This is a genomic window from Pirellulales bacterium (genome assembly GCA_019694435.1).
Taxonomy (GTDB): Bacteria; Planctomycetota; Planctomycetia; order Pirellulales; family JAEUIK01; genus JAIBBZ01.
Window position 1 is genome coordinate 318557 of record JAIBBZ010000001.1, and the last position, 14251, is coordinate 332807.

General features: G+C 66.2%; 13 protein-coding genes. 7 read left to right on the forward strand and 6 right to left on the reverse strand.

Annotation, left to right across the window (positions count from 1 at the left end; genetic code table 11):
- Positions 1-12: 12 nt before the first annotated feature.
- Positions 13-3093, forward strand: a complete 3081-nt coding sequence (locus K1X74_01245) for a hypothetical protein (protein ID MBX7164948.1) — start codon at positions 13-15, stop codon at positions 3091-3093.
- A gap of 13 nt (positions 3094-3106) precedes the next feature.
- On the opposite strand, the gene ald is transcribed toward K1X74_01245, so the two are convergent.
- Both ald and K1X74_01255 read right to left on the reverse strand, forming a co-directional pair.
- The gene (ald, locus tag K1X74_01250; GenBank protein MBX7164949.1) at positions 3107-4216 is read right to left on the reverse strand and encodes an alanine dehydrogenase; all 1110 of its coding nucleotides are present in this window, start codon (positions 4214-4216) and stop codon (positions 3107-3109) included.
- Between the two features lie 38 nt (positions 4217-4254).
- A complete protein-coding gene (locus K1X74_01255) occupies positions 4255-5745 on the reverse strand; it encodes a rhamnulokinase (GenBank protein ID MBX7164950.1) in 1491 nt (496 codons plus the stop codon).
- A gap of 308 nt (positions 5746-6053) precedes the next feature.
- Here K1X74_01255 and K1X74_01260 point away from each other — a divergent pair, with 308 nt between their 5' ends.
- The 4 genes from K1X74_01260 to K1X74_01275 all read left to right on the forward strand — a co-directional run bounded on the left by K1X74_01260 (position 6054) and on the right by K1X74_01275 (position 8954).
- The gene (locus K1X74_01260) at positions 6054-6923 is read left to right on the forward strand and encodes a phosphoadenylyl-sulfate reductase (protein MBX7164951.1); all 870 of its coding nucleotides are present in this window, start codon (positions 6054-6056) and stop codon (positions 6921-6923) included.
- Positions 6924-6990: 67 nt separating this feature from the next.
- Entirely contained in the window at positions 6991-7422 is a 432-nt protein-coding gene (locus K1X74_01265; protein MBX7164952.1) for an Rrf2 family transcriptional regulator, read from the forward strand.
- A gap of 99 nt (positions 7423-7521) precedes the next feature.
- A complete protein-coding gene (locus K1X74_01270) occupies positions 7522-8445 on the forward strand; it encodes an alkaline phosphatase family protein (GenBank protein MBX7164953.1) in 924 nt (307 codons plus the stop codon).
- A gap of 11 nt (positions 8446-8456) precedes the next feature.
- Positions 8457-8954, forward strand: coding sequence for a VOC family protein (locus tag K1X74_01275; protein MBX7164954.1), 498 nt, complete (start codon positions 8457-8459; stop codon positions 8952-8954).
- Between the two features lie 106 nt (positions 8955-9060).
- Here K1X74_01275 and K1X74_01280 read toward each other — a convergent pair whose 3' ends face one another.
- A complete protein-coding gene (locus tag K1X74_01280) occupies positions 9061-10323 on the reverse strand; it encodes a hypothetical protein (GenBank protein MBX7164955.1) in 1263 nt (420 codons plus the stop codon).
- 168 nt (positions 10324-10491) lie between these two features.
- Positions 10492-10722 (reverse strand): hypothetical protein, encoded by a 231-nt coding sequence (locus K1X74_01285; protein ID MBX7164956.1) that lies wholly within the window; start codon positions 10720-10722, stop codon positions 10492-10494.
- A 262-nt stretch (positions 10723-10984) separates the two neighbouring features.
- Between K1X74_01285 and K1X74_01290 the strand changes: the two genes are divergently transcribed.
- Positions 10985-11239 (forward strand): hypothetical protein, encoded by a 255-nt coding sequence (locus K1X74_01290; protein MBX7164957.1) that lies wholly within the window; start codon positions 10985-10987, stop codon positions 11237-11239.
- 46 nt (positions 11240-11285) lie between these two features.
- Here K1X74_01290 and rsmG read toward each other — a convergent pair whose 3' ends face one another.
- Positions 11286-11996 (reverse strand): 16S rRNA (guanine(527)-N(7))-methyltransferase RsmG, encoded by a 711-nt coding sequence (rsmG, locus tag K1X74_01295; protein MBX7164958.1) that lies wholly within the window; start codon positions 11994-11996, stop codon positions 11286-11288.
- A 141-nt stretch (positions 11997-12137) separates the two neighbouring features.
- On the opposite strand from rsmG, the gene K1X74_01300 reads away from it, so the two are divergent.
- Positions 12138-13451, forward strand: a complete 1314-nt coding sequence (locus tag K1X74_01300) for a Gfo/Idh/MocA family oxidoreductase (protein ID MBX7164959.1) — start codon at positions 12138-12140, stop codon at positions 13449-13451.
- A 31-nt stretch (positions 13452-13482) separates the two neighbouring features.
- On the opposite strand, the gene K1X74_01305 is transcribed toward K1X74_01300, so the two are convergent.
- Positions 13483-14172 carry a hypothetical protein gene (locus K1X74_01305; protein MBX7164960.1) on the reverse strand — a complete coding sequence of 230 codons (690 nt, stop codon included), beginning with the start codon at positions 14170-14172 and terminating at the stop codon, positions 13483-13485.
- Positions 14173-14251: the final 79 nt, after the last annotated feature.

Below are 14251 nucleotides of genomic sequence, written 5' to 3' on the forward strand. Positions count from 1 at the left end.
CCCCCGGGCCCCATGCTGAACAAGCTGACCAGATCGCTGTTCACGCTGTTCCTGATGCTGATGGCGTTGGGCACCTATCGGCTGCTGGCCGTACCGTTGATCGAGCCGCCGGCCGAGCGCCGCGCCACCACGCATCACGTGTCCGATCCGAAGTGGCACGAGAAGGTGCGCGCCCGCCAGCGCAAAGGTCTAAGCGCCTTGTTCCCCGAGGGGGCCTGGCAGCTCGAAGCGCCGTTCGTGCTCGAAACCGACCGTGCCAAGCTGATCTTTCGCGAATACGAGAATCTGCCCGACGGGCGGATCAGCATCAACCCCTGCACGATGATCTTCGTGCCCAACGACGCCGAGCTGACCGACGACGAGCGCCGGCAGCGGGCCATGGTGCTCGAGGCCCCGCAAGGCGCCAAGCTGCGGTTCGACAAGCCGCTCGATTTGCGCAAGACGAGCTTCGGCCGGCTGATCGCCTCGGAGCTGGCTGGCCCGCTCACGCTGCGCAGCGCCGGTCGCGAACCTGGACCCGAGGACGATCTGTACATCGAAACCAGCGACTTGATGATCAACGAGGTCGACGGCACCACGCCGCAGCCGATCGTCTTTCGCCAGGGAGGCAACGCCGGCCAGGGTGTCGGCCTGCGGATCGAATTCGTCTCTACCGTACCTTCGGCCACCGCGCACAAGCAGTCGGTCAGCGGCATCAAGAGTCTGAGTATCCTCCGCGATATCACCCTCGAACTGCTCATCGACACCGGCAGCGCGCTGCCGGCCGATCGCGGATCCGCCCCCCAGCCGACCGGCGAGCGCCAGCTCGCGCCGCTGCGCATCCGCTGCGTGGGACCGCTCGAATACGACGCCCTGCGGTATGCCTTGTCGTTTCAGCAGCGCGTCGAAGTGACGCGCGTCAATCCGGTCGGCGCGCCCGACGAGCTGCGCTGCGACCTGCTGCTCTTGGAGTTGATGCTCAAGCCCAATCCCGACGGCAGCATTCCCGTCCCCTCCGGAGGGTTCAAGCTTCCGAAGTTGCAGCCCAAGCGCCTCGAGGCCCGCGGCGACGAGGTCGAGCTGCGGTCGCCCAATTCCGAAGTCGTCGCCTTCGGCCAGAAACTGGAATACGACTTCCTCACCGGCGCCGTCGGCGTCAGCTCGCAAAAGACCGCCTCGATCCAATACCAACGGCACGAGATTCACGCCCCGCAGATCTATTATTGGCCCGAACCCAATCGCCGGATCGGGTCGTTCGTGGCCAACCGCGCCGGCTGGCTGCGCGGCGTGCTGCCGGGCGAACAAGCCCAGCAGGTCGAGGCCCATTGGACCCAGGACCTGCGGCTCCGGCCCGATCAGCAGAACCCCGCCGCTTATGTCCTGTCGGTCCGGGGAGAAGCACATCTGGCGGCCGTCGGTCTCGGTTCGCTCGACGCGGGCGAGATTCATGCCTGGCTGCTCGAAGCGCCTCCCGAGTATTCCCCCGCCGCGCAAGTCGCGGCCACCATGCAAATTGCCGCGGCCACCGGGGCACCGCTGCCGACGCCGCCCGTTTCGCCGAACTCGCCCGCGCTGCGCCTGGTGCCCGACAAGCTGCGGGCCACGAACAACGTGCACGTCGAATCGCCCCGGCTGGTCACACATGCCAATCTCCTAGAGCTCTGGTTCGAAAACCTGCCCGTCACTGCGCCGGCGCTGCCCGAGGGTGGTCCCGCGCTGGGGCCGATTGCCGCGCTACCCACCGGCCCGGTGCAGGGCGCCGGCAACCCGCCGCAAGCCGCTTCCACGGCGCGCGATCAGGCCGCGACGAACCCTGCCACGGACGCTCCTGCGTCGCGCTTACAGGTCCGCGGCGATACCCTGAAAGCCAAGGTCCTGGTGCGCGGCACCCAGACTCAACTCTCCAATCTCGTATTGGCCGGCAATGTGCGCCTCGACGAGATCGACCGGCGCGACACGACTCAGCCTCCCGTGCTGATCGAAGCGAATCATCTGCATGTCGACCAGTCCGACCCGGCCCACGGTCATGTGACGATCACCGGCGAACCGGCCCACGTGAAAGCCCGTGGACTCGTGCTCGACGGCGCGCAGATTCATCTCGAGCAACAGAGCGATCATCTCTGGGTCGACGGCGCCGGCCACATGGTGCTGCCCGTCGATCGCGATCTGCAAGGCCAACCGGCCGCAGTCCAGCAGATGCTCGATCTGCTCTGGGCTGGGCGCATGGACTTCAACGGTCAAGAAGCGCAGTTCGAGCGCGACGTGATCGCGCAACTTTCCGGACAAACCCTGCGCACGGCCAACTTGCGCGTGCATCTCGACGCCCCGCTCGATTTCGAGAACCCCGGCAGCAGTCGGCCCAATCTCGACTGGCTCCAGTGCGCCGGCGGCGTCGAAATGGAGAACCGCACCTTCAACGGCAACCAACCCACGTCGATCGCCAAGCTCTCGCTGGTCGATTTGCACCTCGAGCAACGCACCGGCGAACTTCAAGGCGCCGGCCCCGGCGGCCTGTCCGTCGTGCGGCTCGGCGGTGACGACGCCGCGGCGCGGTTGCCCGGCGCCAATGGCTTGCCCATTCTCGGACCGCCGCCGGGCGCTCCTCCCGGCAGCGCGGGCCTGAGTTACCTCGGCGTGCGCTTCCAGGGCAAAATGACCGGCAACTTGCAGCGCCGCACCACGACCTTTCACGAACAGGTGCGCGTCGCCTACGGACCCGTCGCACGCTGGGACGAATCGCTCGATCCAGACAACCCCGGCCCGCTCCGCCCGCGCGACATTCTGCTCAACTGCCAGCAACTCACCGCCACGCAAGTAGATTCGCCGACCGGCGGTGAGCGCTCGTTCGAGCTCGAGGCCACGGGCAATCCGTTCGTCGAGGGGCAGCAGTTCACCGCCCGCGGCCAACGCCTGGCCTACGTCGAGGCCAAGGACATCCTCGTCCTGGCCGGCTCGGGACGGCAACTGGCCGAATTGAACGTGCAGCGCCAGCCCGGGGCTCCGCCTCAGCACCTGACGGCCGCACAAATCCGCTTTCAGCCGTCGACGAACAAGGTCGACATCGACGGGGCCAGTTTCCTCGACCTGAGCACCCCACCACGACCGCCGCGCTAATCCGGCCCGCGCGCTACACGTCGAAGCTCGGATCAAAATCCAGCCCGAACGTCTCAGCCACCGCGCGATTGGTCACGCGCCCCTGGTACAGATTGATGGCCCGGGCCAGCGGCTTCGAGCGCTGGGCCGCAGCCGTGATGCCCGCAGCGGCAATCCGCAGGGCCCACGGCAGCGTCACGTTGCACAAGGCATAGGTGCTCGTTCGTCCTACCGCGCCGGGCATGTTCGTCACGCAGTAGTGCACAACCTGGTCGACGACGTATGTCGGCTCGCTGTGCGTCGTCGGCCGGCTGGTTTCGACGCAGCCGCCCTGATCGATGGCCACGTCGATGATGACCGCGCCGGGCTTCATCAGCGCGAGATGCTCGCGTTCGACCAGCCGCGGCGCCTTCGCTCCCGGAATCAGCACCGCGCCGATCACCAGATCGGCCAACTGCAACTGTTCGCGGATCGTATGCCGATCGCTGAACAACGTATCGACGTTCGGCGGCATCGTGTCGTCGAGATATCGCAGCCGATCCATGTTGATATCGAGAATTCGTACCGCTGCGCCGAAGCCCGCGGCCACCTTGGCCGCGTTCGCGCCCACCACGCCGCCGCCGAGCACCACGATGTGGGCAGGCGCCACGCCCGGGACGCCGCCGAGCAAAATGCCGCGTCCCATCTGCGGACGCTCGAGGAATTTAGCCCCCTCCTGAATGCTCATGCGTCCCGCCACTTCGCTCATCGGCGTCAGCAGTGGCAACCGGCCGTTCTCGTCGCGCAAGGTCTCGTAGGCCACGGCCGTAGCGCCGGTGCGCAACACCTCCTCGGTCAATTGCCGGTCGGCGGCAAAATGAAAATAAGTGAACACCGTCTGCCCGCGACGCAACAGCGGCCATTCGGCCGCCAGCGGCTCTTTGACCTTCACGATCAGTTCGGCCCGGCCATAAATCTCGTCGGCCGTCGCCACGAGGACGGCGCCTTGCGCTTCGTAGGCCGCGTCGGACAAGCCGGAACCCAGCCCCGCGCCGCACTGGACGAGCACCTCGTGGCCCGCCCGGCACAGCTCTTCGACGCCGACCGGCAACATGCCGACGCGATATTCGTCCCGCTTGATTTCCTTCGGCACGCCGACGATCACGTCACCCACTCCTTGTGTAGACCTAGCGCACGGGACACCTAGGGCAACAACTGCTCAAATCGCCCGTAGGCTTCGTCCCAGGCTGCTGACTGGCGCGGCGAGTATTCTTCCGGAGCGAACGAGCGGCGTACGACGTCGCGGGCCTCGGCGATCGAGCCGACCGCGCCGGCGGCCATGGCCTGGACGAGCACGTTGCCCGTCGCCGTCGCCTCGACCGGCCCGGCCAGGACGCGCCGCCCGCACGCATCGGCCGTGGCCTGGCACAGCTCGCGATTCTGCACGCCGCCGCCGACGATGTGAATCACGGCAAGTTGCGCGCCACTCAGTTGGGTGGCCTGTTCGAGCACTCGGCGCGACTTGAGCGCAATGCTCTCCAACGCGCAGCGGATCATCGCGCCTGGCCCGTCGGGCACCGTTTGTCCCGTGCGCCGGCAATACTCGGCAATCGCCTGCGGCATATCGCGGGGAGCGAGAAAATCGGGCGCGTCGGGATCGACCAGCGACACGCGCGGCGGCGCGGCAGCGGCCATCTTGACCAGTGCGCCCCATTCGTAGCTCGTCCCGGCCTGGGCCCACGCGCGCCGACATTCCTGCACCAGCCACAGTCCCGTGATGTTTTTGAGCAGGCGATTTGTCCCGCCGACGCCGCCTTCGTTCGTGAAGTTCATGGCTGCGCACGCGTCGTTCACCACCGCGCGCGGCGTCTCCACCCCGGCCAAGGCCCAGGTGCCCGAGCTGATATAGGCCCACGTCGGTCGCTCGGCGGTCGGGTCGGCGGCGGGTACGGCCATCACGGCGCTGGCCGTGTCGTGCGTGCCCGGCAAAACCACCTCCACGTTCGGCAGGTCCGTGGCCGCGGCCACGTGCCCGGCAAGCTTGCCCAGCCGCGTACCGGGCTGAACCAACTCGCCGAGTAGCCGCTGGGGCAACTCGAAACGCTCGAACAGCTCGGTCGCCCAGCGCCCCGTGATCGGGTTGTAGAACTGCGTCGTCGTGGCGTTCGTCAACTCGTTGGCCTTGCGACCGGTGAGTAGCCAATGAAACATGTCGGGCATCAACAACAACGACTCGGCCACCTCCAGCAGCGGCGAGTTCTGCTCGGTCATCGCGATCAGTTGGAACAGCGTGTTGAACTGCATGAACTGCAAACCGGTCGCGGCGAAGATCTCGCTGCGCGGTACGCGTCGAAACGCCCGCTCCATCACCCCGTCGGTGCGGCGGTCGCGGTAGTGCACCGGATTGCCCAGGAGCACGTCGCCCCGGCCCAGCAGCGCGAAATCGACACCCCAGGTGTCGACGCCCACCGAGACGATTTGACCGCGGTACTGTGTGGCCGCCTGCCGCAGCCCCGCCTGGATCTCTTGCCATAGTCGGAGCACGTCCCAATGCAGCGTGCCGCCAACTTGGACGGGCCCATTCTCGAACCGGTGGACCTCTTCGAGGCGCAGTCGCTGACCGTCAAAAACACCTGCCAAGACGCGTCCGCTCGACGCCCCCAGATCAACGGCCAAATACACCTGATGAGCCATGTTGTTCACCCTGCCGTGCGGAGCAGTTCGCCAGGGAGTCAATCGTGATGGCTCGACAACCCATCGTCAAGCTATTGCTGGCCAATGACTTACGCTCGATCGACCGCGGTTTGGCCCGAATCGGTGCGGCGTCAAAACAGGTAATGGCTCAATCGGCGAGCCGCGACTGGACGATGAAACTGCTAGTCGACGCTATACTTGACCTAGATGACCAACTTAGTAATATTTCACGGCACGTCGCCTTTCTGGATTGGGAGGGGGCGCGAGCAGCCCCGAGCCTTATGCATCACGCGGCGAGACCTGCATCCATGACACGCGGCACTGCTGGCGAAGAGACCCAGTCCACGGCCTCGAGCATCGACGATCGCGCGGCCGCGATGGGGCTCAGCGTCGTCTATCCCGCGCAGGACGAACCGGCTGTATCCCCGACGGCTGCGTCCCCGACCGCTGGGCCGGCGTCCGCACCGACCGTTCGCGCGGCCACGCCGGAAGAGCTGGCCTTCTTCGCCGAGTCGAGCGCCCGGCTCGAAACCGCCCAGCCCGAAGAAATCATCGCCTGGGCCGTCGAGCACTACTTTCCGAAGCTCGGCATGGCCACGGCCTTCGGGCCCGAAGGCTGCGCGATCATCCACATGCTCGCGAAGATTCAGCCCAAGGTTTACGTGTTCAATCTCGACACGGGCTACCAGTTCCCAGAGACGCTCGAATTGCGCGACCGCATCGCCGAGCGCTATGGCATCGAGGTCGAGCTGCGTCGTCCCGCGACGACCGTCGCCGAATACGAAGCGATCAACGGCGGTCCGGTCTACCCGCACGAACCCGACCGCTGCTGCCAGGAGCGCAAGTTGAGCGTGCTGCGCACGGCGGCGACCGAATTGAACGCCTGGATGAGCGGCATCCGGCGCGATCAAAGCGCCGACCGCGCGCAGGCGAAGATCGTCGGCTGGGACAAGAAGTTCGGCCTGGTCAAAATCAGCCCCTTGGCCAACTGGACCAAGCAAGACGTCTGGAAGCTGATCACCGACGAGAACATTCCCTACAACCCGCTGCACGACCAAGGCTACACGAGCATTGGTTGCTGGCCCTGCACGCGGGCCGTGGCATTTGGCGAAGACGAGCGCGCCGGCCGTTGGAGCGGATTCAAGAAGACCGAATGCGGTCTGCACTCGGCCGACTGATCCGCGCCGCGCACCCCGGACCCATCGCCGATCGCCAGGCACGGCCGACCCGAGGCGGAACCCGACCGTGAGAATCTCCGCCAAGACCGAGTACGCCTGCATCGCCATGCTCGAGTTGGCGGCCGCCTATGGCACCGACCTGCCGGTGCAGATTCGCCGCATCGCCGATCGCCACGCGATCCCCTCGCGGTTCCTCGTGCAGATCCTGCTGCAGCTCAAGGGAGCCGGCTTCGTCACCAGCACGCGCGGCGCCGCCGGTGGCTATCAACTCGCCAAGCCGCCCGACGAAATCTCGCTCGCCGAGGTGATGCAGGTCATCGAAGGCACGGCCGACAGCGAGCCCACCAGCAGCGCTTCGCCCGAGTCGCGCGCCGCCCAGGTGCTGATGGACGTATGGCGCGAGGCGGCCGACGTGCAACAGCAGCTCTTGGCCGGCGTGACGTTCGCCGATCTGCTCGATCGCGCCCGCGCCAAGGGCGAAAACATGTACTACATCTAGCGCATTTCTAGCGCGGGCGCCTCGACAAGCGGCCGCCAGCAGCGCACCCTGGTAGGTGGTTGCTGTGTGCCGACTTCCCCTGCCTGCGGAGCCGCTTCGATGCGCCGATCGATCGCTGTCGTTTTCTCGCTGCTGATTTGCCTGGGCGCGCTGCCGTCCTTCGCCGCGGCCGAATCGCCCGCGCGCAAAGTGCTGTTCATCGGCATCGACGGTTGCCGGTTCGACGCGCTGCAAGCGGCCGACGCGCCGAATCTCGATCGACTGATCGCCGAGGGCGCGGTCGATCCCGACTGCCAGATTCTCGGCGAGCGCTATCAGAAGAACGACACGATCAGCGGTCCCGGCTGGTCGAGCATCCTATGCGGCGTCTGGGCCGACAAGCACGGCGTGCACGACAACAGCTTCAACGGCCGCAACTACGACGCCTTTCCACATTTCTTCACGCGGCTCAAAGAAGTCCGGCCCGAGGCCTTTACCGCCTCGGTGGCCACCTGGGTGCCGATCCAGGACTTCATCGTCCGCGATGCCAATATCGGGCTGAAGTTCACGCCGCCGGAGAACGACTATGTCATCGCCGACAAGGACGCCGCGGCCGCGGCTTGCAAGATCCTCACCGAAAACGATCCGACGGTGCTCTTCTACTACATCGGCCAGGTCGACGAGACCGGGCACAAGAAAGGCTTCCACCCGACGGTCAAGGAATACACCGACGCCATCCACCAGGCCGACATCCACGTCGGCGAGGTGCTGGCCGCCCTGCACGCGCGGCCGAAGTTCGCCGAAGAACAGTGGCTCATCCTGGTCACCAGCGACCATGGTGGCAAAGGGCTCGGCCACGGCGGCGGGCACAACGATCCGGAGATCCGCAACAGCTTTCTGATCATCCACGGCGCCGCGGCCAAGCCCGGCCGGATCGAGGGCGAAACCTACCTGGTCGACGCGCCCGTCACCGCGCTCGGCTATCTGGGCGTCGAAGCCAAACCCGAATGGCAGCTCGACGGCCGCGTCGTGGGGCTGAAATAAAGCAGGCGCTCATGGCAGGCACAGCAGACCGGGTGGGCGTCATCGCGGGGCTGTTCGAAACGCACATCGGCGTGACCGACCTGGCGCGCTCGACGGCCTTCTACTGCGAGCTGCTCGGACTGCAAGTCGGCCTGCGTGACGCGGCCCGCCGGGTCAATTTTCTCTGGGTCGGGCCACCCGGCGAGGCGATGCTCGGCCTGTGGGAACGCCCGGCCGTCGAGGTACATCGCCAGCACTTCGCGTTTCGCGCCGCGCTCGAAACGGTCCGGGACCGGGCCGTACCTTGGCTCCACGAGCGCGGACTTGCCTGTCGCAATTTTCTCCGCGACGGCACCGAGCGGCCCATGGTCTTTGGCTGGATGCCGGCGCTGTCGATCTACTTCGATGACCCCGACGGCCACGAGCTGGAATTGATCGCCATGCTGCCCGACCCGCCGCGCGACGACGTGGGCGTCGTGTCGTGGGACGACTGGCAACGCCTCAACGGGCGCGTCGCCGCGCAGCAATAGGCTCGTCGCTGTTGCTGGCGAATGTCGACAAGTGTCGACAAAAAAAGCCCCCGGCGAAGGGCCGGGGGCTCGATGTTTGTGGGCGCTGGCGATTCGCGGCCGGAAACTAAGCCAGGCCCTTCATCGCTTCGGCCAGAATGCGCGACGTGCTGGGCCGCATGATCCGCGGGTCGACTTCCTTCCCTTCGAGCAGCGTCTTGCGCACGTCCTTGCCCGAGATGAACACCGGCTTCTCGTCCTTGTGGCGCTCCATCAGGTCGACCCGGCCGGCCGAATCGTAGTAGGCCGCGAACCCGACCTTGAGCGGCTTGATCTGCAGGTCGCCGCCCAGCTTGTCGAAGATTTCCTGAGCGTCGAAGTCGCCCCAGATGGCCGTGCCGTCGTGGTACGGGGCGTCGGCGTGCTTGCGGCCGATGACGATGTCGGTGTAGCCGAAGTTCTGGCGATAGATCGCGTGCATCACCGCTTCCTTCGGGCCGCCGTAGAACATCTTGATGTCCAGGCCCAGCAGGATCACCCGGTCGGGCACTTCTTCGCCGCGCGGTCCCCAGAGAGCCCCGTCGCTGTCGCCTTCGCCGATCGCGCGCGATTCGATCAGCGCCTCGTAGGTGTGCATCCGCACGTCGGCGTGCACGTCGTCGCCCTTGGTCTCGCCGATCAACGGGTTCAACACCGCGCCGGCGTTGTGGCCCGCGCGGACCAACTCTTCCAGGCCATAGACCAGGGCATACTCATGCGCCCGGTGCAACGGGTTGCGGGTCTGGAACGCGACCACGCGGTTCCAACCCTTGGTGGCCAGCAAGGCCCGCACTTCGCGCGGCGACAACACGTACTTGCCGAACTTCGGGTGCTTCGGCTGCGGCAGCACGCGAATCTTGCCGCCGATCAGGTGCGAGAACTTTTCGTCGCCCTTGAGCACCATGTCGGCGCCGGGGTGATCGGTCCGCTCGGTCAGATAGACCTGCTTCAGATAGCGCAGCTTGTCCCAGGGGAAGACGTCCGAGATCTCGAGCGTGGCGACGATGTCGCCCTTCGAGTTCACCAGCGCCACCTTCTGGCCCGCCTTGAGCGACGCGGCCTGCTCCGAGGTGACCGGCAGCGAGAGCGGAATGGTCCAGGCGTATTTCTTGCCGTTGTGCTCGATCACCGCTTCGTCGAGCACCCGGTTATAGGTGGCCGAGTCCATCGGTCCGACCAACGGACTCAACGCGCCGTCGCCGAAGCGGTAGACGGTCGACAAATCGGCGTCCGAGACGGGCACCTTCGCGAGCTTCGCGGCCTCGGCCTTGAAGGCGTCGATCTCGCCGGCCGGGACGGTGCAATTCACAGGTTCGCTGAGCCCGCCATGGGGCTTGATCAAATCGGCCATCGCTCGCTGTACCCTCGCTACGGCAGGAGATTGCAAAAGAGCCCTAACCTTCCCCACGCAGGCCCTCGGGCCCGCGGTGGAAACCAGGGAGTATAGAAAAGCCCTGCCGGCAAGGTCAACCGGCGGCGAATTGGGGTAGTGGGCTTGTTTGAGATCTAGCCGCGCCACTCAATCGAACACGATGTTCCACGGCTTCGGGTCGTGGTAATAGAGCTGGTACGACCTTAAGTCGTCCAACAGCTTGAGAACGCGCGGCCAATTGTCTCCAAACAGCTCAACCCCTTGTGCCTCGTTGTCGCGCAAGGTCTCTGCGGAGTAATCGGGGCTACGAAAGAGGCTCGATTTGCCGAAGTCGATCACGTAGGGGGCGTGGTGCATGAAGTCCATCTCGACAACCATCAACGAATCATCAGACCCCCTCATGGCGGGGACGTAGAATTCCCCTATTTTTTCCACAACGCCCCATCGAGCCAGGTGCTCATACGCTCCCTTCTCTTGAAGGTAGACACGTTCGCGTTTACACGCTTTGATGGCCGTGTCGCGATGCGACTCGAAAACTACCCCATCTGTGCCTTCACCTAACTTCCGCCCCAGCCGGGGCGGAGTAACGTGTCTCGCACAATACAATCGAGCTCGCTCGGTCGGCGAAAGATCGTCACTCATGGCCACTTATCACGAAGACGGGGTTTCTGCCACGGTCCGATCGTTCTTGGTCATCGGTCGCCAGAAGTATCGCTTGGCCAAGACGAATGGGGTCACGCTCACCCTCGACGAAGACTGTGTTGCTGCACCCGGGACCATGGCAGAAATGCAGATCATCGTTGATGGAGACGTCCGGACAAAGCTCGTCCTGCTTCCGGACGGAATCGTCCCAGGCCATCGAAAGGCCGCGTATCAGACGGCTGCGCCATTCTAGGTCGAGGGCCCCTTCCAAGTGCGCGCAAGCGGCGCACTAAGGCCACCTAACCCTGCCGCCGGATCTCCAGAATCACGCTTTCTGAGTCGCTGCCCGGGAGCGGATACGCGGCCACGCGGCGCAGTTCCAGTCCCTGGAGCCGCCCCAGGTGTCGGGCCTCGCCGCGCTCGTCGACCCACGAGGGGCCCTTCACGACGAGCATCCGCCGGAAGTGCGGCCACGCCGGCGCGAACCAGCGCAAGATCTTCTCGAGCCGCGCCACCGCGCGAATCACCAGCGTGTCCTGCGGGCGCTCGGCCACCAGCTCCTGCCCGAAGCGGTTAAAGACCCGCACGGGCAGCTTGAGTTCGGCGACGATCGCCTCGACGGCCTTGGCCTTTTTGCCCACCGAGTCGCACAGTGTGACTTTCAGGTCGGGCCGCACGATCGCCAGGACGATGCCCGGCACGCCGCCGCCGGTGCCGACGTCGAGCACGCGCTCGCCGGGGGCCAGGTGCGCGGCCAATTGCAGGCTGTCGACCACGTCGCGGGCCACGAACTTCTCCCAGGTCGTGTGCCGCGTCAGGTTGAGCTGCTCGTTGGTTTTCCAAAGCAGCCGCGCATAGCGTTCCAGGAGCGCGACCTGCGCCGCGGGCAATTCGAGCCGGTGCCGCGCCAGGGCGGCCGCCAGCGTGTCGTCCGGCCAGCTCTCGGCGGGCCCCGCGTCGAGAGAGCCCGGGGCAGACGGCGTTTCGTGTTCTTGCTGCGACTCCTCCATGCCCCCCGTTGTAACAGTTCGCCTTGCCGCGCAGCAGGGACCCAGGCGACAAATTTGCCCTGTGCCGCGGCGCGGTTTAGCATGGCCGCGCGGGCAGCGGTCCGGTTCTCTGTCAGCCCTTTCACCCCAGGCGGTCCTGCGATGTTCGATGCACAAAGTCGCCGTGAATTCTTGCGCCGGGCGCTGGCCGCCGGCACTGCCACGCTGGGCGCTGCGCCGCTCCGTCGGGCGATCGCCGAAGACACGGCGCCGGCGGCGAAGCCCGGCAGCGATCAGTTGCGAATCGCGGTGATCGGCGTGGCCAATCGCGGCATGGACAACATCCGCGAAATCCAGCACGAAGCGATCGTCGCGCTGTGCGACGTCGACCAGCGGAACCTGGCCGCGGCCGCCACGATGTTTCCCAGCGCCAAGAAGTACATCGACTATCGCCGGCTGCTCGACGAAGGCGGCTTCGACGCCGTGCTGGTGGCGACGCCCGACCACTCGCACGCCATTCCCGTGGTCCGCGCGCTGGCGGCCGGTCACGACGTCTACTGCGAAAAACCGCTGGCGCACAGCGTCTGGGAAGTGCGGCAGATGCGCGAGTTGGCGGCCCGGCAAAAGGCCGTCACGCAGATGGGCACCCAGATCCACGCCGGCGACAACTATCGCCGGGCGGTCGAGATTGTGCAGGCCGGCATTCTGGGCGACGTCACGCGCGTGCACGTCTGGCACGGCGGCACCGTGCGCCCCGGGCAGCGCGTCGCACAGGGCAACCCGCCGCCGGAAGTGGATTACGACCTGTGGCTGGGGCCCGCGCCCGAACGCCCGTTCCACCCGTCCCACTTCCATTTCAACTGGCGCTACTGGTGGGACTTTGGCGGCGGGACGCTGGCCGACTTCGGCTGCCACTACATGGATCTGCCGTTCTGGGCCCTGGGCCTGCGCTCTCCGACCACCATCAGCTCGGTCGGCGAAAAGGACTACGCAGGCGACAACGACGTGCCGGGCAGCCAGCAGGTCGAATACCACTTCCCGGCTACCGACAAGCAGCCGGCCGTGCACCTGACCTGGTACCACGGCCAGCGCAAGCCCGAGGGAGCCGAGCAATACGGCCGCGGCTCGGCCGTGCTGTTCGAGGGGACCAAGGGACGGCTCTTGGCCGATTACTCGACCCACAAGCTGTTCATGGACGACGGCGGCGAGCCGATGGCGCCGGCCGAGTCGATCCCCAACTCGATCGGCCATCATGCCGAATGGCTCAAGGCCTGCCGCGAGCGCGGCACGACCACGTGCAACTTCGACTACTCCGGCGCCTTGGCCGAAGCGGTGCTGCTGGGCAACGTGGCCTATCGCGCCGCCCCCGGCGAGACGCTCGCCTGGGACGCCGAGCGGCTGGAATTCGCCGACTGCGCCAACGCGGCACAATTTGTCCGCCGCGAATATCGCAAGGGCTGGAGCCTGGGCGTGTAGAGTGCCCGCGGCTCGAAAGGGCTCGCCAGGCTCAGTCGCCGGGCGCTTCGTTCAAGGGTACTTCGATCCAGCGCTCGATCGCGGCACGGATCTGCGGCAGCGTGGCGGCATACGGGCTTACGGTGCCGGGACGCGTGGCCGCCAGGCGCTCGTGCATCAACGCCGCCCCGTAGATGGCCACCAACGGTAGCGATTCGTCGTCGAGCGCCAACGGCGCGGTCCGCCGTTCGTCGCGCAGCGTCGCAAGCAATCGTCGATGGTAATCGACGAGTTCCGCGGGGCTCGCGCCGCGATGCGTGCGAACGATCAATTCGCCGTCCTGCGGCGGAATCACTCGATTGGCCGTTTCGACAAACGTCGCATCGTCGAGCAGCGAGAACAAACTGGCCACTCGCAAGGGCGCCTTCCACGAGCGGTACCACGCCACCTCGCAGGCGATGTGACCGGCAGGATCGATCAACAATCGGGAAAAATGCTCCAGCTCGCGGCGCACCCGATAATCGCCGCAGACGCGCAACCCCTGCCGTGCGAAGGTGGCCGCTTGCTCGTCGAAGTGGCGCCGCACGGCGGGGGGCAGCTCATCGGCGGCGACCGGGCGATAGAGCGCCGGCTCGTTCAGGCCGCGAAAGATCCGAGCCACCCGAGGCAGCATCCACAGCCACGCGGCCGCACCCACCATGGCCGCTGCGAACGACAGTCCCAGAAAGAGTTCCGGCCTCACTCGAGTGCTCCGATCGTGACGCACCTGCTGCGCGGCGTCCGCCCGGAGGCCCGATTTGCGCAGCATCCCCACCGCTGGA

Coding starts and splice junctions, on each gene's coding strand:
- K1X74_01260 (MBX7164951.1), top strand. CDS start 6,054: ATGACACGCGGCACTGCTGGCGAAGAGACCCAGTCCACGGCCTCGAGC.
- K1X74_01275 (MBX7164954.1), top strand. CDS start 8,457: ATGGCAGGCACAGCAGACCGGGTGGGCGTCATCGCGGGGCTGTTCGAA.
- K1X74_01300 (MBX7164959.1), top strand. CDS start 12,138: ATGTTCGATGCACAAAGTCGCCGTGAATTCTTGCGCCGGGCGCTGGCC.
- K1X74_01285 (MBX7164956.1), bottom strand. CDS start 10,722: ATGGTTGTCGAGATGGACTTCATGCACCACGCCCCCTACGTGATCGAC.
- K1X74_01290 (MBX7164957.1), top strand. CDS start 10,985: ATGGCCACTTATCACGAAGACGGGGTTTCTGCCACGGTCCGATCGTTC.
- K1X74_01280 (MBX7164955.1), bottom strand. CDS start 10,323: ATGGCCGATTTGATCAAGCCCCATGGCGGGCTCAGCGAACCTGTGAAT.
- K1X74_01270 (MBX7164953.1), top strand. CDS start 7,522: ATGCGCCGATCGATCGCTGTCGTTTTCTCGCTGCTGATTTGCCTGGGC.
- K1X74_01245 (MBX7164948.1), top strand. CDS start 13: ATGCTGAACAAGCTGACCAGATCGCTGTTCACGCTGTTCCTGATGCTG.
- rsmG (MBX7164958.1), bottom strand. CDS start 11,996: ATGGAGGAGTCGCAGCAAGAACACGAAACGCCGTCTGCCCCGGGCTCT.
- K1X74_01255 (MBX7164950.1), bottom strand. CDS start 5,745: ATGGCTCATCAGGTGTATTTGGCCGTTGATCTGGGGGCGTCGAGCGGA.